This window comes from Paraburkholderia humisilvae (assembly GCF_902859855.1).
GTDB lineage: Bacteria > Pseudomonadota > Gammaproteobacteria > Burkholderiales > Burkholderiaceae > Paraburkholderia > Paraburkholderia humisilvae.
The window spans coordinates 42,123-59,880 of record NZ_CADIKH010000027.1; the positions used below are offsets into that span (position 1 = coordinate 42,123).

Genomic DNA, 17,758 nt, shown 5'->3' on the forward strand with positions numbered 1-17,758 from the left:
ACAACGAGGTGAACAACAATGAAAGTCAGAAGCACGATCGGGGTGCTGGCGGTGGTCGCCATGACGCAAGCCGGCTGTGCAACGCACGTCGAGTCATTGCCGTTGCAAGCGGTGACGAGCCAGAGTGCCGCGCAGACGGACATCGCGCTGTATTTCGGCACGCAGGCGCATCCTGAGGTGAAGCGCTCGCTGGGCGAGCGGACGCAATCGGTCCATATCGCGCGCAAGAGCGATGGCAAGGCGTCATGCGATCAGGCGCTTGCCGATGCGTTGCAGAAGCTGCGCGGTTATGCGCACGAGCATCAGGCGAACGCGGTGATCAATATCTCGACGCGCTTTCACAGCACCGAGACATCGTCCGATACGAACTACACGTGCGGCCTGAGCACCAGCGCCGCATCCATCATTGTGCGCGGCGATGTCGTCGTGCTCGAAGCGCAGTAAAACCACTGACGGAGAATGAAAAATGAAAAAGCAATTGAAACGCCAGTTGACCATTGCCGTTTTGACTGTTGGATGCGCGGCATCGTCGCATGTGTTCGCGCGCGATACGATCGGCACCTATGCGATCGACCCGGCGCTGAAGAGCGACGCCGGCAAGGTCAGCGATGACGTTGCGCTGTATTTTGCCGGTCAGAAACATCCGGGCGTCGCGAAGTCGTTCGGCGAAGTCGCAACCAACAAGAAGACCAACGCGTTCGGCAAGACCGACGAGGTCGCCTGCCAGCACGTGTTCCTGTCCGCGGTACTCGCACTGCAGGAGCGTGCGCGCAAGGAAGGCGGCAACGCGGTGATCAATATCAAGAGCAACTATAAGAACGAGGTGCGTGAGAGCGCAACCGAGTTCACCTGCGGCGCGGGCGCGATGGTCGCAGGCGTTGCGCTGAAGGGCGACATCGTGACGCTGAAGAAGTAATGACGTGGCGGGCCACGCCCGCCGTTCGTCAGGCGCGCTTGACCGCTGCGACGTTGACGAGCGTCTCGCGACGCTTACCCGGCTGCGGACGATGCAGACCGAGACGCTCGAAGAGACCGAAGTCGGTCGCGCGGCTCCACCACAGATACGGTAGCGACACATTGCGTTCGCTAAACGCGAAGCCGCCGTTGCGGATCATGTCGAGGTAACCCTGCGCGCTCTTCTGCACGTGCATCGGGTGACGGAACAGCAGGCGTATCACCCACGACTTGATGTACGCATCGGTCGATTCGGCGAATAGCAGCAGGCCGCCCGGCTTCAGCACCCGATGAAATTCGGCGAGTGCGCGTTCCTGCTCGACAAGGTGATGGAAGGTCTGATGGCAGAACACGATGTCGGCGCTCGCGTCTTGCACCGGCAGCGTCGCGCAGTCGCCGTGCAGCAGTTCGAAGGCGGTGACCAGATGGCGCTCGCGACACGCACGGGCCGCCTCGGCCGCAAGCGTCAGCGACGGTTCGTGAAAGTCGACGCCGACGATGCGCGATGGTTTGAACGCTTCGGTGAGCAGCCGGAACGAAATGCCCTGTCCGCAGCCCGCGTCGACGAGTACCGGTTGCTCAGGCAGCGGCACGTCGATAAGCCGTTTCAGGTCGTTGATCGCGACGCGCAACACATGGTGTTCCCACGTGTGGGTGCGCAAAAACCAGACGCCGAATGCCGACTCGGGCACATACGGCACGCTGGATGTTTCGGACGACGGCATAAGCTTCCCCGTGGGTTGTTCAGTTCATTGTGTGGTCGCGCGACATTGTAATCGCGGCGGCAAAACCGCGTGGCGGATGCCGTATTGAACGCAGTGATTTTTGATCGGAGTCAATGCAGCAAAATGAATAACGATAATGCAAATAACATCGTGACTGACGTCGCGATTATCGGGGCCGGTCCGTCGGGTGCAGTCGCGGCGGCGCTCCTCAGGAAAGCCGGGCGCTCGGTGCTGGTGCTCGAGCGTCAGCACTTTCCGCGTTTCTCGATTGGCGAAAGCCTGCTGCCGCAAAGCATGGCGTACCTCGAAGAAGCGGGCATGCTGCAGGCGGTGGTCGAAGCGGGCTTTCAGTTCAAGAACGGTGCGCACTTCGTGCATCGCGAACGTTCCGCGGCATTTGACTTCCGTGACAAGCATTCGCCTGGCTGGGGCACCACTTATCAGGTCGAGCGCGCGGCATTCGACGATCTACTGATCCGCTGCGCGATGCGCGACGGCGCCGACGTGCGCTTCGGCCACACGGTCCGGGCGATGCAAACGGGCGATGCGCCCGTGCTCGACGTCGAGGATGAAGCGGGCGTGGCCTATCAGGTACGCGCACGTTTCGTATTCGACGCGAGCGGCTTCGGCCGGGTGCTGCCGCGCCTGTTGAATCTCGAGGCACCCACCCGCATGCCGACCCGCGCCGCGATTTTCACGCATGCACGCGATGCGAACCCGCCGGGTGCGTATGACCGCAACAAGATTCTGGTCGCGGTGCATCCGGAACATCGCGACGTCTGGTACTGGATGATCCCGCTCGCGGGCGGCCGCGTGTCGTTGGGTTGCGTCGCCGAGGCGAGCTTTCTTGACGTGCCGGAGGACGAGCGTGAAGCGCGGTTGCGTGCGCTGCTGCGAGCCGAACCGACCTTTGCCGCGCTGATCGGCGACGCGCCGTTCCTGATGCCGGTGCGCCAGATCGGCGGCTACGCGGCGAACGTGGAGCGGCTGCACGGGCCGGGATACGTACTGCTCGGCAACGCAGGCGAGTTCCTCGATCCGGTTTTTTCGTCAGGCGTGACGATCGCGCTGCGCTCCGCGCATCTTGCGGTTCAGACGCTGCTGCGGCATCTGAATGGTGAAGCGGTGGACTGGCTCGCGGCCTACGATCGGCCGCTGCGTAAAGGTATCGATACGTTCCGCGCGTTCGTCGAGCGCTGGTATACCGGGCAATTGCAGGACATCATCTTTTATCCGGAGCAGACGCCGTCGATTTGCCGGATGGTCAGCGCCGTGCTGGCCGGCTATGCGTGGGACGAATCGAATCCGTTCGTCGCGGACCCGGCACGGCGACTCGATGCGATCTATGAGCTTGCGTGCGCGCCGGCAAAGTGACGTGATGAGCGATGCGGCCGGTGTCGGCGTCGCAGCGCTGCGTACGCAGCGCCCGGCCGCATCGCGATGCGCTCAAGCGGCGACCTTCGTCTTCCTTGTCGCGTGTTCACGCGCCGCATCGCGCCGATGCACACGCTGGCCGGCCGCGTACGTTTCATAGACTGCCCGATCGTCGCCAAGCAGCGCGAACGCGAAAAGCAGCTCGTCGAGCGAGTTGCTGCGCGACGTGCGGCGCGCTAGCAGCGGCGTCGCTTGCGGATCGAGCACGACGAAGTCCGCTTCGGTGCGCGGCTTTAACGTGCCGACGCGGTCGGCCAGATCGAGCGCCTGCGCCGCGCCCGCCGTTGCGAGCCAGAACATGCGCGTCGCGCTCAGGTGATAGCCGGTCAGGCGCGCGACCTTATGCGCCTCGTTCATCGTCTGCAGCATCGAAAACGACGTGCCGCCGCCGACGTCGGTCGCAAGCGCGAGCGGCATGCCGGTTTCATCCGCCTTCGCGAAATCGAACAGGCCGCTGCCAAGGAACAGATTCGACGTCGGGCAGTGCGCCGCGACAGCGCCGGTCTGCGCCATCCGCTTGCGGTCCGTGTCGTCGAGATAGATACAGTGGCCGTACACCGCGCGACGGCGCAGCAGCCCGTAGTGATCGTAGACGTCGAGATAGCTGCGATGTCCGGGGAACAGCTCGGCGACCCATTTGACCTCGTCCGTGTTCTCCGCGACATGGCTTTGAATGAACACGTCCGGATACTGACGCGCCAGCTCGCCGCACGCACGCATCTGCGCGTCGGTCGAAGTCGGCGCAAAGCGCGGCGTGAGCGCGTACATCTGCCGCCCCTTGTTGTGCCAGCGGCCGATCAGCTCCGCGCTATCGTCGTAGCCGGACTGTGCGGTGTCGCGCAGGAACTCAGGGCAATGACGATCCATCAGCACCTTGCCCGCGACCATCCGCAGGTTGCGCGACGCGCTTTCGCTAAAGAGCGCGTCGGCTGAATCCTTGTGCACCGTGCAGTAGACGAGCGCGGTCGTCGTGCCGCACGCGAGCAGCTCGTCGACGAAAAAGCGCGCGGTGTCGCGTGCGTATGCGGGGTCTTCGAAACCGCGCTCGGTCGGGAACGTGTACGTGTCGAGCCACGGCAGCAGTCCGGGTGCCGGCGACGCGATCATGTCGGTCTGCGGATAGTGGATGTGCGTATCGATGAAGCCCGGCACGATCAGCTTGTCGCGCAGCTCGTGCACCGGCGTGCCGGGCGCGAGCCGCGGCGCGCCCGACGCATACGCGCCGGCCGCGACCACATGACCGTCTTCGACGATCAGCAGGCCGTCTTCGTCGAAGACCGCCGCGTGGGACGATTGCGCGGGATCGCCGTTGAACGTGAGCAGTTGTGCGCGAAAAGCCGATTGAGTCATGACTGAACGTGTCTCCGTAGTGTAGGAATGATGGCGCGGTTTCAGCGCGCAGGCACCGCATGCCAGTGCGTGTCGAGTTGCGCGATCAGCGCAGCACGCTCTTGCGGCGTGACGAACGACGCATCGAAGCCGTTGCGGATGATTGTGTAGACCTCCGCGTCGGTCAGATTGAGCGCATCGATCGTCGCGAGATAGTTTTCGTTCACATAGCCGCCGAAGTAAGCCGGGTCATCCGAATTCACGGTGACCGCCACACCTTGATCGAGCAGGTCCTTTAACGTGTGCTTGGTCAGGTCGTCGAACACGCACAGCTTGATGTTCGACAGCGGGCAGACGGTCAGCGCGACGCGCGTGTCCGCGAGGCGCGTGACGAGCGCAGGGTCTTCGATGCTGCGCACGCCGTGATCGACGCGGTCGACGTACAGCAGATCGAGCGCTTCATAGATGTACGACGGGGGCCCTTCCTCGCCGGCATGTGCGACGAGTTTCAGCCCTTGCGCGCGCGCCTTCGCGAACACGCGCTCGAATTTCGATGGCGGATGGCCGCGCTCGGACGAATCGAGGCCGACACCGATCAGCCGGTGTGGATACTGCTCGAAAAGCGGCAGCGCGGCGTCGAAGGTTGCCAGCGCGTCCTCTTCCGACAGGTGGCGCAGGAAGCACAGAATCAGTTTGCTCGACAGGCCGCGGCGCTCGGCGTCGGCGAGCGCGCGTTCGATGCCGGCGACCACGGTCGCGATCGACACACCGCGTTCGGTATGCGTTTGCGGGTCGAAGAAAATTTCCGCGTGCACGACGTGGTCGGCGAGCGCGCGTTCCGCGTAGGCCATCGTCATGTCGTAGAAGTCCTGCTCTTTCAGCAGCACACTTGCGCCGGCATAGTAAATGTCGAGAAACGATTGCAGATCGGTGAAGGCATAAGCGGCGCGCAATGCGTCGATCGATTCATACGGGAGCTTGACGCCGTTGCGTTCAGCGAGCCGGAAAATCAGCTCGGGTTCGAGCGATCCTTCGATGTGGATATGCAATTCGGCTTTCGGTGCGCGCGCAACCTTATCGGCGAGCGGCGAGCGTGCGGTTGTCGTTGTATTCATCGGGCGGCCCATGATGCGTTTCTGGTTGGTTTGAATCGGGTCAGGCGGTTTGCGTCGGCGCAGCGTGCGCGTTGGCTTCGACGGCGCGCAGTATCTGTGCGGCCGCCGAGATCGCGATGATTTCCGGCGACTTGTCTTCGATGCCTTCGACGCCGAGCGGGCATTGCATCCGCGCAATACGCGCGGGATCGATGCCGCGCGCGGCGAGCCGGTGTTCGAACTGCTTGCGCTTCGTGTGCGAGCCGATCATGCCGAAGAAAGCGAAGTCGCCGCGCTGCAGGATGCGTTCGGCCAGCGCGAGATCGCGCTGGTGGTCGTGCGTCATCACGATGAAGTACGTATTCGGTGCGGCGCGATCGACGGCTTCGTCGGGCGCGTCGTTCGCATCGATCGTCGCGTTGTCCACCTGCAGCGTGTCCGGCGGCGGGAACTGCGCGTCGCGCTCATCGACCCAACGCACATGGCACGGCAGCGTGCCGAGCACACGCACCAACGCGGCGCCGACATGCCCGGCGCCGAACAGCACGACGGCGAAGTCGCGCGGCGCGATGGTTTCCGTGAGCAGCGCGCCGCTCTCGTCAAAGCCCGCGCCGTCCCATAGCAGACAGTCGGCGCTTTCGACGCCGGGTTCCGGGTCGGATAGCATCACCGCGTCCCGCGTGGCACCGAATGACACGCTGCGCACGGTCGACTGGCCCGCTGCGACGCGCTTGGCCAGCGACGTGACCCAGCCGAGGTCGCCGACATCGAGCCGCTCGAACGCGAGCACGACCGCGCCGCCGCAACATTGCCCGAGGCTCGGGCCGAGCGCGAAACGTTCGAGTCTGCGCGTATGCGGCGTGCGCATCCCGTCGCGCAGCACCTGGCGCGCGGTTTCGATGGCCTTCCATTCGAGATGGCCGCCGCCAATCGTATGTCGGGCCGCTTCGCGCGTGACGATCATCTTCGTGCCGGCTTCGCGCGGCGCCGAACCTTCGGCGCGCGCGACCGTCACGAGCACGACGGCGTCACCGTGCGCGAGCAGATGTTGCAGGTCGGTAAGCCACGCATGCATCCGGCTGTTCTCCATGCATTGCCGCGGCGGGGGTGCGCGCGCGGGCGGTTGATCGGTGCGCGGCGCGCTGGTGGCGCGTCGCACGGTGTGGTTCCGGTTCTCGTGCTGCCGTTCCAGCTGTGATTCACGCTGTCTCCGTCGGTTTTGCGACTGGGCCCTCGCCTGAATCTCTGCTTGAACCTTCGTTCGGGGCGCAGCTTGGACCTTCCCTCGCCGCGACCGTTGTGTCCGCACGCAATGTGTCCAGCGCGTCGAGGATCGCCTCGGGTGTCGCGGGCGCGCGCAGCGGCGGCGCGTGGCGTGCGTCAGGCACCGCTGCGGCGATCGCATCGCGAATCGCGAGCAGCACCGAAAACGATAGCAGCAGCGGCGGCTCGCCGACCGCTTTCGACCGGAACACGGTCGGCTCCACATTGTCGGTCCGATACAGGCGCACGTTGAACGCGGCGGGCGTATCGCTGACCGCCGGAATCTTGTACGTCGACGGCGCATGGGTCATCAGGCGTCCGTCGCGGCTCCACCAGAGCTCTTCGGTCGTGAGCCAGCCCATGCCCTGAATGAAGCCGCCCTCGATCTGGCCCAGATCGATCGCCGGATTGATCGAGCGGCCCGCGTCGTGCAGCAGGTCCGCGCGTAGCAGCTTCCATTCGCCGGTCAGCGTGTCGATCACCACTTCGGATACCGCTGCGCCGTACGCGAAGTAGTAGAACGGATGACCGGTCAGTGTGTTCGAATCCCAGTGCACCTTCGGCGTCGCGTAGAAACCGTCGGACCACAACTGTACGCGCGCAAGGTAGGCGGCGTTGACGAGTTGCGCGAATGGCCAGACCGTGCCGTTCGATTGCACTGTACCGCCTGCGAACGTGACGTGTCGCGCATCCCCGCCGAGCAGCCTCGCCGCAAGCGCGGCGAGGCGCTCGCGTATCTTGCGCGCCGCGTCTTCGGCGGCCTTGCCGTTCAGGTCGCTGCCTGTCGAAGCGGCGGTTGCCGATGTATTGGCCACTTTCGACGTGTCGGTTGCCGTGACCCGCACGCGCGACAGCGGCAAGCCGAATTCGCTCGCGACCACCTGCGCGACCTTCGTATTGAGTCCTTGGCCCATCTCGGTGCCGCCGTGATTGACGAGCACGGAACCGTCCCGGTACACGTGCACCAGCGCGCCGGCCTGATTCAGGAAAGGGACATTGAACGAAATGCCGAACTTGACGGGCGTCAGCGCAATGCCGCGCTTGAGCACGGGGCTACGCGCGTTCAGTGTGGCGAGCGCCGTGCGCCGCGCGCGATAGTCGCTCGATGCGAGCAGTTCGTCGACGAGCGGCTCGAGGATATTGTCTTCGACGCGCTGCCCATACGGCGTGACATCGCGCTCGCCGACACCGTAGAAGTTTGCGCGGCGTACGTCGAGCGGGTCGAGCCCGAGTTCGCGCGCAATGCTGTCGATCAGCACTTCCATCACGAGCGCGCCTTGCGGTCCGCCGAAGCCGCGAAACGCGGTGTTCGACTGCGTATTCGTCTTGCAGGCCAGCGACACGATTTCGACGTCGGACAGATAGTACGCATTGTCGAAATGGCACAGCGCGCGCGTCGCGACCGCGCCCGACAGATCCGCCGAGAAGCCCGCGCGCAGCGCGATCTCGACACGCACACCGAGGATGCGGCCGTGCTCGTCGAAGCCGGCTTCATACGCGTACACCGCATCGTGCCGTTTGCCGGTGATCATGAAGTCGTCGTCGCGATCGGCGCGCAGCTTGATCGGGCGCTGCAGCCGATGCGCGGCGAGCGCCGCGATGCACGCGAAAATCGCCGATTGCGATTCCTTGCCGCCGAAGCCGCCGCCCATTCGCCGGCATTCGCACACCACGTTGTGCGCCGGCCAGCCGAGCATATGCGCGACCACCAGTTGCATCTCGGTCGGGTGCTGGGTCGAGCTATAGACGTGCATGCCGTCCATTTCCTTCGGTAGCGCGTACGCGATCTGTCCTTCGAGATAGAACTGTTCCTGGCCGCCGACTTCGAATGTGCCCGCAAGCCGATGCGGTGCCGCCGCGATCCGGTCGGCTGGCGTGCCGCGCGTCAGATGCAGCGGCGGTATCACGAACTGTTGTCGCGCCTTGGCGTCACTCGCGGTGAGCACCGCTTCGAGCGGTTCGTAGCGCACGACGTCTTCGCTTGTCGCGAGCGCTGCGGCGCGGCGCGCGAGATCGTGGCTGGTCGCGATCACGACGAACACCGGCTGGCCGAGGTACAGCACTTCGCCGTCGGCGAGAATCGGGTCGTCGTGAACGACCGGGCCGCAGTTGTTCTCACCCGGGATGTCGGCCGCGGTGAACACCGCGATCACGCCGGGCGCGTGCTTCACCGCGGTCAGGTCGAGCGACACAATCCGCGCATGCGCATGGCGCGACAGCCCGAGTGCGGCATGCAGCGTGCCGTGCAGTTCAGGGATGTCATCGGTGTAGGTCGCTTCGCCGCTCACGTGGAGCGCGGCGGATTCGTGCGGCAGCGGCACGCCGATCGCGGCGGCATCAGCGGCGGCGTGAGGCGGGGATGTATCGGCGGACATATGAGCGGACGTGTTAGCGGCCGCCGCGTCCTGCGTCGAATCAGGCCCGGAACGCGCGGCCGGCGCGATGAACGGATCGGATCGCGGGTTCATCACAAAGGCTCCTCCAGCGTCGCGTCGGTGTCCGCTCCGAACGCGAAAGCGCTGACGTCGACGAGCGGCAGTGGTGCTTCGTCGCGGGTTTCCAGCTGGAAGCGCCAGAGCAGATTGCGCGCGACTTTCAGCCGGTACGCGCTCGACGCGCGCATGTCGGTGAGCGGCTGGTAGTCGGTGGCAAGCGCGTCCATCGCACGGCGCGCGGCTGTTTCATCCCACGCGGCGCCGGTCAACGCCGCTTCGGCACGTCGCGCGCGCTGCGGCGTTGCGGCCATGCCGCCGAAGGCGACGCGTGCCTCCGCGATCACGCCATCGGCGATGCGCAGCGCGAATGCGCCGCATAGCGCCGAAATATCCTGGTCGTAGCGCTTCGACACTTTGTAGGTACGAAAGCGCAGATGGGTATCCGGCCGCGGCACACGGATCGCGGTGACGAATTCGCCCGCCGCGAGAGCGGTTTTCTGGTAACCGGTGTAGAACGCATCGAGCGGCAGCGTACGGATAGCCGATTCGCGCCGCAGCACGACCTGCGCATCGAGCGCGAGCAGCGCGGGCATCGAGTCGCCGATTGGTGAGCCGTTCGCGACATTGCCGCCGAGCGTGCCCGCATTGCGGATCGGCAACGACGCGAAGCGCGTCCACAGTTCGGCGAGTTCGGGGTAGTCGACGGCGAGTGCCGCGTACGCCGATTCGAGCGACGCCGCCGCGCCGATCGTCAGCATTTGCGCATCGCGTTCGATCGTCTTCAGTTCAGCGACGTTGCCGATAAACAGCAGGTCGCCTAAATCGCGGAACTGTTTGGTGACCCACAAGCCCACATCGGTGCCGCCCGCGACGATGCGGGCGTGCGGATATCGCGCGCGGAGTGCGGCAAGCGCATCGGCGGTGAGCGGCGCATGGAATGTCGGCGTGCCGAATCTGTCGCCGCGCGCGTCGGGTCCGCTGAATTCGAACGTCTGCGTGCGTTTGATCGATTCAAGCGCGCGCGTGAGCGCGACACGGTCGAGCACGTCGCGTGGGTAGTCGAACATTTTTTGCGCGGCTTCGACGATCGGCCGGTAGCCGGTGCAGCGGCACAGGTTGCCGGACAACGCGGCATTGATTTCGTCGCGGGTCGGCAAGCCGGCGTCCGCCGGCTGGTTCTGATAGAGCGCCCACATCGACATCACGAAGCCCGGCGTGCAGAACCCGCATTGCGAGCCGTGACAGTCGAGCATCGCCTGTTGAACCGGATGCAGCGCGCCGTGCTCCGTGCGCAGGTCTTCGACGGTGAACAGCGCACGGCCGTCGAGGGTCGGCAAAAACTGGATGCACGCGTTGACCGCCTTCAACTCGAGCGCGCCGTGCGCATCCAGTTCGCCGACGACGACCGTGCACGCGCCGCAATCGCCTTCCGCACAGCCTTCCTTGGTGCCGGTGCAGCGCAAATCCTCGCGCAGGTACTGAAGCACCGTGCGCGTCGCGGGCACGTCGCGCACTTCGTGCACGGCGCCCTGACGATAGAAACGGATGGTGTGCTTTGTCATGGCAAATCCGGAAGACATTGCGGACCGGGCGCGCGTTACGCATGGGCCCGTATCGGCCGGGCTCGCGCACGTAGATCGCCATCCTTGTTGCGAAGATAGCACCACCTCGTCTCGAAAATATTCCCCGATGGTGATGAAGGCTATTCCGGCGCGGCCATGCGGGATGGCTGAAACGGCGGTGCGAACCTCGTCAGCGCGCGCGGAAATCGCGCAAAGCCGCGTCGCGCAAGGCGATGCGGCCAGTATGCGAAAGCTGGCCGGCGCGCGGCGCGGCGCAAGCGCACGGCCAGGTGTTTACGCGAACACGCGGTCGCGTTCGCAAGAAGGAAAGGTGGGCCGCGCGTGGAGACGACACAGCGAACTCAGCGAACTCAGCGAACGCGCCGGTGCCGCCACAGGCTGGTTGCAAGCGCGACGAAAGCGAGTGCGAAACCGATCAGCGACCAGCCCGGCAACGAAATGCCGAAGAGCGGCGGATACGACGTTTCGCACAGCCCCGCGACCTTGAACACCGAAGGCAGCCAGTGCGCGGGCGGCAACCCGTCAACGATCGGTTGCAGCTCGTCGAACCCGCAGCTGAAGTTCGGATGCGCCTGGATATAGACATGCCGCGCGGCGGTCACGATGCCGCCCGCGGCGGACAGCAGCGCGAGCAGTTCGAGCAGGCGCACGCCGCGCCAGCCGTGAAAGCGCGAGCCGAGCCACGCGAAAATCGCGATCAGCAGGTAAAAGTAGCGCTGGATGATGCACAGCGGGCACGGGTCCTGATGCTCGACGAACTGCAGATAAAGCGCGCCGCCCACCAGCGCGACGCAGATGAGGGCCAGCAGGACCAACAGGTTGCGCTCGCGGCGCAGCAGCAGGGCGTTGTCGTTGTACATGGGTCGGTAGCGTTGCATGGATCCCGGACGGGTGCCGCGATTCTAGCGCGAACATCCGGCGGTTCGTCGAACGGCTAGCGGATCGTGTTCAGCACCGCTTCGACCGCGCGCCCGAGTGCGAGCAGCGCATCGTCGCCATGCGGCGCGCCGGCGAGCATCAGGCCCACCGGGGCGCTGCCGCGCGGATGGCACGGCAGCGACAGCGCGCAGGCGTCGAGGAAGTTGAACGCGCTCGGATTGCGCAGAATGCGGCCGTTGATGCTGAAGAACGCGTCGTCGTCGCGCGTCACGTCCGCGACGCGCGGCGGCACCATCGGCGTGGTCGGCGCGACGAGCGCGTCGAAGCGCTGCCAGAGCGGGCGGGCCGCGCCGATCATCGCGGCGCGTTCGGCCAGCAGATCGAGGTAGTCGACGGCGCTGGCGGGCTCCCCCTTCATGATGCGCAACAGCACGTGCGGGTCGTATTGATCGCGATGCCGCTCGAGCAGCGGGCGGTGCCACGCATAAGCCTCAATCGACGAAAAGCCGATCCGATTGATCTCGGGCAACCGGTCGAGCGCCGCGAAGCGTACGTCCGAGACGATCGCGCCCGCGGCTTCGAGATGCTTGAGCGCGGTGTCGAGCGCCTGCTCGACCTCGGGGTCGAGACCTTCGTTCATATAGTTGGTCAGCACGCCGAGGCGCACGCCTTCGAGCGGACGCGCCGCCGGGATCACCGGTTCGAGGCCGGCCAGCATCCGGTCGACGAGCGCACAGCAGGCGACCGTCACGCCGATCGGGCCGAACGAATCCAGCGTGGTCGACAGCGGCACGCCGCCTTCCCGTGGCACGCGCGCCGCGGTCGGTTTGAAGCCGGTCAGCCCGCAGAACGACGCGGGCACGCGGATCGAGCCACCGGTATCGGTGCCGAGCGCAACCGCCGCCATGCCGTCGGCGACCGATGCCGCCGCGCCGGACGACGACCCGCCCGATACCCGTTCGTCGCCTTTCACGTCGCGCCGGTACGGTGACAGCGGATTGCCGTAGTGCGGGTTCAGGCCGACCGCGGAGAACGCGAACTCGCTCATGTTGGTGCGCCCGATCAGCACGGCGCCCGCGCGTTTCAGACGTGCGACGCTCAGCGCGTCGGTCCGCGCGGGCGGCGCGTCGGCGAGCGCGAGCGACCCGGCGCGCGTGCGCTGGCCGGCGATATCGAACAGGTCCTTGATCGAGACCGGAACGCCGGCGAGCGGCGACAGCACCGTGCCGGCCGCGCGCAGCCTGTCGTGCGCGTCGGCGGCGGCGCGTGCGCCTGGCGCGTCGACGTCGATAAACACGGTCGACCCCTGGCCGGCGGGATCGGCGATCCGCTCGAGCGCGGTTTCGATGAGCGCGCGGCTCGTCGTGCGGCCTGCGGCCAGATCGGCGGCGAGTTGGGCGAGGGGCGGGAAGGGTGTGAATTCGGTGGTCATGGTGTGAAGTCGCGATCGGGAGCCAGAACGGCTCCTATTGTGACGTGTCCATTAATTGGACCGCTGCTCATGCGCATCAATCATTCGGCGATATCGCTTTGTGCGATACCATCGCAGCTTGAAGTTTACTTTTTGTAAGGAATTCGGCTATGCACCAAGGTATCGGCTTCATTCAGGATCTGGCAGTCGTGATGGCGTTGGCAGGCGTCGTCACGGTACTGTTCCATCGCCTGAAGCAGCCGGTGGTGCTCGGCTATATCGCGGCTGGCGTGATCATCGGCCCCTATACGCCGCCTTTCCAGCTGATCCGCGATCAGCAGACCATCCAGACGCTCGGCGAACTCGGCGTCGTGTTCCTGATGTTCTCGCTCGGGCTTGAGTTCAGCCTGCGCAAGCTGTTCCGCGTCGGGGCGACAGCGATCGTCGCCGCGCTGTCGGAAATCGTGTTGATGGTGTGGATCGGCTACGAGATCGGCAGCGCGTTCGGCTGGAGCTTGATGGATGCGCTTTTTCTCGGTGCGATTCTCGCGATCTCGTCGACCACGATCATCGTGAAGGCGCTCGCGGAACTCGGCTTGAAGCGCGAAGCATTCGCGCAGTCCGTGTTCGGCATTCTGATTGTCGAAGATATCCTGGGCATCGCGATCCTCGTGCTGCTGTCCGGCATCGCGCAGACGGGCTCGCTGTCCGCGGGCGTTGCGTTCGTCACGCTCGGCAAGCTGCTGCTCTTCATGACGGTGTCGCTCGTGATCGGCATTCTGGTCGTGCCGCGCGCACTGAATTACGTGGCGCGCTCGCGCAGTGACGAAATGCTGCTCGTGTCAGTGCTCGGCTTCTGCTTCGGGTTCTGCCTGCTGGTCGTCAAGCTCGACTACAGCATTGCGCTCGGCGCGTTCCTGATCGGCGCGATCATGGCCGAGTCGCGCCATCTGCATCGCATCGAGCATCTGATCGCGCCGCTGCGCGATGCGTTCTCCGCGATCTTCTTCGTGACGATCGGGCTGATGCTGAACCCGGCGGTCCTCGTTGACTACGCGTGGCCGATCGCGGTCATCACGGTCGCGGTGATCGTCGGCAAGATCGTGTCGTGCGGTCTGGGCACTTTTCTCTCCGGCAAGGACGGACGCACCGCGATGCGGGTCGGCATGACCGTGTCGCAGATCGGCGAGTTCTCATTCATCATCGCGTCGCTCGGCCTGACACTGAAGGTGACGAGCGCCTTTCTGTATCCGATCGCGGTTGCCGTCTCGGCGCTGACGACGCTGTTCACGCCGTATCTGATCCGCGCGGCCGATCCGTTGACCCAGCGCCTCGCGCGGTCGATGCCGCGCGCGGTGTCCAATGTGTTCGGTCTGTACGGGCAGTGGCTGCGTAGCCTGCATCCCGCGAGCGGCGAGCCGACGCTTTTTGGCATCACGCGCCGGATCATTCTGCAGATCGCGGTGAATCTCGCGCTGGTCGTGGCGATTTTTCTCGGTGCGTCGTACGGCGCGCCGGTCGCGAGCCCGCTGCTGGCCGGCTGGGTGCCAGCCGAACCGATGCAGCGTGTCGTGCTGTGGAGCGCGGCGCTGATCGTGTCATTGCCGTTTCTGATCGCCGTTTACAGGAAGACGAAAGCGCTCGCGCTATTGCTGGCCGAAGTCAGCGTGCAGCCGGCGAATGCAGGGTTCCTGACGCGCGCGCTGCGCTACGCGATTTCGGATCTGGTGCCGGTCGTGTCGATGATTGGTGTTTTTCTGCTGGTGGCCGCGCTGTCGGGCACGATCCTGCCGCCGACCGGCCTGCTGATCGCGGTGCTCGTGTGCGCGGCGGTACTGGTGACTGTGCTGTGGCGCTGGTTCGTGCGCATTCATGCATCGATGCAGATTGCGCTGCGCGAGACACTTGATGAGCAGCCCGATCCTTGACGGGGCGATTTCGGGTCGTGCTGCGGGTATGCGCTCGCGAGCTTCATGCGCCGGGCTACGGGCTTGCAGCGCGGTGACGCGATGTAACGTGTGGTGAACCCGGGTGTGACCGGATGTGACCAAATGTGTGCTGGTTTGCCGGTCACCGCGTGCTGGCGGATAATCAGGGTATATCCATTCGTTCGCGCGCCGCTGCGTGCCTGACATATCGTCATGAGCGAAAACAAGCCCGATAACGCCGGACCGTCCGGTACGCCATCCGCCACCATTCCGCCGGACGCTTCAACGTCCGCTACCCATTCCGCTTCGGCTTCAGGTTCCGCTTCGCCGGCCGGTTCACAGGCTGGTTCACAGACCGCTTCACAGGCTGCTCCACCGTCCGGTTCGAAGGACGAAGCAACGCCGGCGGCGTCCACCCCGCTGGCGGCCAAAGAAGCCGCCGCCACCGATGCTCCCGAAAGCGCGTCCAATGTGACACCGCAACGCGCGGCCGGCGCGGCGCAAACCGGTGCGATGTATCAGGGCCGTGCCGCGGCGAGCGGTGCGACGGTCGAGCGGCCGGCTCCGCTACGTGGGCAGCAATCGGCGTATGCAACCGAAGCGCCCCGGCCCGCGGTGGGTGCCGCGGCATCGCCTTTGAATGCTCCGCCGAGCCCGCAGCTAACTCCACAGCCGTCCGCGCCAAACCCGGCGGCCGTGGCGGCCGCTGCCGATGCCGCTAGCACGCAGGCCGCCGCGGCTGCCGCAAGCAGTGCCGCCGGCGAGGGCGCAGCGGCCGGCTCGCCACCGCCCGGCTTCGGCGCGGCGCCGGATTTCGGCGCCTACCATCCGCCGCCGCCGGGCTCGATTCCGCCGAACCCGGCGTATCTGCGGCGCAACGATTCGGCGTGGTCGGTATTCGGCCGTGTGCTCGCTGCGCGTGCACGGCGAATCTTCGATCGCGCGGGCCAGCGAATCACGCAACGTACCTTGCGCATCGGTGTGTCGGCGCGACTCTTCCACCCGGAACCCGGCGCGAAGGGACTGCGCGGCAAGACGCTGCAGTATCTGGAGGAATCGATCGCGCACTGGGTGATGTCGCGCGATGTGCTCGTGTTCATGATTCCAACCGTCGGCCACGAAGGGATGCTGCACCCGAGCAACATCCGTTTGCGCGACTATGCAAAGACTCTCGACGGACTGCTGCTGCAAGGCGGCGCGGATGTGTCGCCGCAGTCGTACGCGGAAACGTCGACGCGTCCCGAATGGCCCGGCGATCGCGTGCGCGACATGTACGAGCTCGAGCTGCTGCATGAGTTCGTCGAATCGGGCAAGCCGGTGCTCGGTGTGTGCCGCGGCTGTCAGCTGATCAACGTCGCGTTCGGCGGCACGCTGTATCAGGATATTGCGACCGATGTGCCGACGGCCGGCGTGCATGTGAGCGAGCAATACGATCAGCATCGGCACGCGGTTCACTTTCCGGAGGGTTCGACGCTCGCGAACATGTTCCCCGGCCGGCAAGAGGCGATCGTCAACTCGATTCACCACCAGGCGGTGAACGTACTGGGGCGGGATCTGAATATCGAAGCGGTGTCGGCGGAAGACGGCATCATCGAGGCGGTTCGCTACCGGCGCGCGCCGTTCGTGGTTGGCGTGCAGTGGCACCCGGAGTTTCACCGCGCAGGCGGCGCCGAACTGCTCGATTGCACGCCGCTGCTCGATACGTTTCTGCGGGTCGCGCGCGAAACGCGTTTCTGATGAGTCCTGGCGTTGCGGCGGGCGTGGCTCGCCGGTGACTGACCGGCCGATGCCGGTCGCCGCACGCCACTGATCCGTTGTTTTATCTCGATTTAAAGTCCCGTCAAACCTCGTTTTTTCACTGTCAAACCGCGCGATAATCCACGGCTGTTTTCTGGAATCGCATGGAGCATGCAGTGAACAAGCACCCGTTATCGGTTCGGCGCGCGATGCTGCTCGCAGTCGCCTGCGCGACGGTTCTGTCGCCGGGCGCCACCTTCGCAGCCTCCGGGTTCGACGCCGCGGCCAATATGGATCACGCAGGTATCGGCGCGAACCCCGCCGACGCTGGCGCGCACGGGGACGTCGCCGAACTGACCCGGCTGATTCAAAGCGCGTCGCTTAACGAATTGCGTACGACGTACAACGGCGGCTATGGCGCGTCGCTCTTTTTCCACGCGCGGGATCTAACCTACTACGTCGCGCTGTTTCAGGACAAACATTTCTGGCGCGTGATCAAGCTGCCGGACGAAGCGCGCGCGGAAGAGATCTACGTGAGCTTCGCGAAGCAGACTGAACAACTCGCCGACGTCGACATTCGGCGAACGAAGCTGCAGGCGCAGACCGCTTATATCGAACGGATGATCGGGCTGTCCGAAGACCGCGCTAAACGTCTGCAGGCGGATCTCGGCGTCGCACGCGATCAGCAGGCGAAGGTGGCCGAATATCAGCGCCAGGCGCGCAGCGAAGCGCTCGTGCTGCGCGATGAAAAGGAAAAGGCGCAATCGCAGTTGCGTCTGTTGCAGCAACAGGTGCAACAACTGCAGCAGCAGAGCGAAGCAGGGTTGCCTGCGGCAAGGTAGCGGGTAGCGCATCGGGTTGAGGCGTACCCTGAAACGTCAATATTCCGGTCGAAGTGCCGGGCTGCTGGCGGGTGGTGGTAAGAAAGCGCGTGTGCAGCCTGAGTGTGCTGTCTGATTGACGCGCCTCGTGCCGAGAAAAAGTGG

At 65.2% G+C, this 17,758-nt stretch carries 14 protein-coding genes; 6 read left to right on the top strand and 8 right to left on the bottom strand.

Annotated elements, in window-relative coordinates:
- The first annotated feature begins 18 nt into the window (after window positions 1–18).
- Window positions 19–444 carry a signal peptidase gene (locus tag HV796_RS25405; protein ID WP_175229257.1) on the top strand — a complete coding sequence of 142 codons (426 nt, stop codon included), beginning with the start codon at window positions 19–21 and terminating at the stop codon, window positions 442–444.
- Between the two features lie 34 nt (window positions 445–478).
- Complete coding sequence (locus HV796_RS25410) at window positions 479–916, top strand: excinuclease ABC subunit A (protein ID WP_377692867.1); 438 nt, start codon at window positions 479–481, stop codon at window positions 914–916.
- A gap of 28 nt (window positions 917–944) precedes the next feature.
- Here the strand turns inward: HV796_RS25410 and HV796_RS25415 are convergent, their stop codons facing one another.
- On the bottom strand, window positions 945–1,679 hold the full coding sequence (locus HV796_RS25415; RefSeq protein WP_175229259.1) for a class I SAM-dependent methyltransferase: 735 nt from the start codon (window positions 1,677–1,679) through the stop codon (window positions 945–947).
- Between the two features lie 123 nt (window positions 1,680–1,802).
- Here HV796_RS25415 and HV796_RS25420 point away from each other — a divergent pair, with 123 nt between their 5' ends.
- Entirely contained in the window at window positions 1,803–3,053 is a 1,251-nt protein-coding gene (locus tag HV796_RS25420; RefSeq protein WP_175229260.1) for an NAD(P)/FAD-dependent oxidoreductase, read from the top strand.
- A 72-nt stretch (window positions 3,054–3,125) separates the two neighbouring features.
- On the opposite strand, the gene guaD is transcribed toward HV796_RS25420, so the two are convergent.
- The 7 genes from guaD to HV796_RS25455 form a co-directional block, all read right to left on the bottom strand.
- On the bottom strand, window positions 3,126–4,463 hold the full coding sequence (gene guaD, locus HV796_RS25425; protein ID WP_175229261.1) for a guanine deaminase: 1,338 nt from the start codon (window positions 4,461–4,463) through the stop codon (window positions 3,126–3,128).
- A 41-nt stretch (window positions 4,464–4,504) separates the two neighbouring features.
- Window positions 4,505–5,557 carry an adenosine deaminase gene (locus tag HV796_RS25430; protein ID WP_175229262.1) on the bottom strand — a complete coding sequence of 351 codons (1,053 nt, stop codon included), beginning with the start codon at window positions 5,555–5,557 and terminating at the stop codon, window positions 4,505–4,507.
- A 40-nt stretch (window positions 5,558–5,597) separates the two neighbouring features.
- Entirely contained in the window at window positions 5,598–6,611 is a 1,014-nt protein-coding gene (gene xdhC / locus HV796_RS25435; RefSeq protein WP_175229305.1) for a xanthine dehydrogenase accessory protein XdhC, read from the bottom strand.
- Window positions 6,612–6,735: 124 nt separating this feature from the next.
- Window positions 6,736–9,174: a xanthine dehydrogenase molybdopterin binding subunit gene (gene xdhB, locus HV796_RS25440; protein WP_246356035.1), complete on the bottom strand. Its 2,439-nt coding sequence runs from the start codon at window positions 9,172–9,174 to the stop codon at window positions 6,736–6,738.
- Window positions 9,175–9,266: 92 nt separating this feature from the next.
- A complete protein-coding gene (xdhA, locus tag HV796_RS25445; RefSeq protein ID WP_175229264.1) occupies window positions 9,267–10,796 on the bottom strand; it encodes a xanthine dehydrogenase small subunit in 1,530 nt (509 codons plus the stop codon).
- A 371-nt stretch (window positions 10,797–11,167) separates the two neighbouring features.
- On the bottom strand, window positions 11,168–11,677 hold the full coding sequence (locus HV796_RS25450; RefSeq protein WP_175229265.1) for a disulfide bond formation protein B: 510 nt from the start codon (window positions 11,675–11,677) through the stop codon (window positions 11,168–11,170).
- Between the two features lie 74 nt (window positions 11,678–11,751).
- Window positions 11,752–13,128, bottom strand: coding sequence for an amidase (locus HV796_RS25455; protein WP_175229266.1), 1,377 nt, complete (start codon window positions 13,126–13,128; stop codon window positions 11,752–11,754).
- Between the two features lie 149 nt (window positions 13,129–13,277).
- Between HV796_RS25455 and HV796_RS25460 the strand changes: the two genes are divergently transcribed.
- The 3 genes from HV796_RS25460 to HV796_RS25470 all read left to right on the top strand — a co-directional run bounded on the left by HV796_RS25460 (window position 13,278) and on the right by HV796_RS25470 (window position 17,614).
- Window positions 13,278–15,035: a cation:proton antiporter gene (locus tag HV796_RS25460; RefSeq protein ID WP_175229267.1), complete on the top strand. Its 1,758-nt coding sequence runs from the start codon at window positions 13,278–13,280 to the stop codon at window positions 15,033–15,035.
- Between the two features lie 213 nt (window positions 15,036–15,248).
- On the top strand, window positions 15,249–16,772 hold the full coding sequence (locus tag HV796_RS25465; protein ID WP_175229268.1) for a gamma-glutamyl-gamma-aminobutyrate hydrolase family protein: 1,524 nt from the start codon (window positions 15,249–15,251) through the stop codon (window positions 16,770–16,772).
- 209 nt (window positions 16,773–16,981) lie between these two features.
- On the top strand, window positions 16,982–17,614 hold the full coding sequence (locus HV796_RS25470; RefSeq protein WP_246356036.1) for a DUF2968 domain-containing protein: 633 nt from the start codon (window positions 16,982–16,984) through the stop codon (window positions 17,612–17,614).
- The last annotated feature ends 144 nt before the right edge of the window (window positions 17,615–17,758 follow it).

Coding starts and splice junctions, on each gene's coding strand:
- HV796_RS25405 (WP_175229257.1), top strand. CDS start 19: ATGAAAGTCAGAAGCACGATCGGGGTGCTGGCGGTGGTCGCCATGACG.
- HV796_RS25415 (WP_175229259.1), bottom strand. CDS start 1,679: ATGCCGTCGTCCGAAACATCCAGCGTGCCGTATGTGCCCGAGTCGGCA.
- HV796_RS25420 (WP_175229260.1), top strand. CDS start 1,803: ATGAATAACGATAATGCAAATAACATCGTGACTGACGTCGCGATTATC.
- guaD (WP_175229261.1), bottom strand. CDS start 4,463: ATGACTCAATCGGCTTTTCGCGCACAACTGCTCACGTTCAACGGCGAT.
- HV796_RS25430 (WP_175229262.1), bottom strand. CDS start 5,557: ATGAATACAACGACAACCGCACGCTCGCCGCTCGCCGATAAGGTTGCG.
- xdhC (WP_175229305.1), bottom strand. CDS start 6,611: ATGCATGCGTGGCTTACCGACCTGCAACATCTGCTCGCGCACGGTGAC.
- xdhB (WP_246356035.1), bottom strand. CDS start 9,174: ATGTCCGCCGATACATCCCCGCCTCACGCCGCCGCTGATGCCGCCGCG.
- xdhA (WP_175229264.1), bottom strand. CDS start 10,796: ATGACAAAGCACACCATCCGTTTCTATCGTCAGGGCGCCGTGCACGAA.
- HV796_RS25450 (WP_175229265.1), bottom strand. CDS start 11,677: ATGTACAACGACAACGCCCTGCTGCTGCGCCGCGAGCGCAACCTGTTG.
- HV796_RS25455 (WP_175229266.1), bottom strand. CDS start 13,128: ATGACCACCGAATTCACACCCTTCCCGCCCCTCGCCCAACTCGCCGCC.
- HV796_RS25460 (WP_175229267.1), top strand. CDS start 13,278: ATGCACCAAGGTATCGGCTTCATTCAGGATCTGGCAGTCGTGATGGCG.
- HV796_RS25465 (WP_175229268.1), top strand. CDS start 15,249: ATGAGCGAAAACAAGCCCGATAACGCCGGACCGTCCGGTACGCCATCC.
- HV796_RS25470 (WP_246356036.1), top strand. CDS start 16,982: ATGCTGCTCGCAGTCGCCTGCGCGACGGTTCTGTCGCCGGGCGCCACC.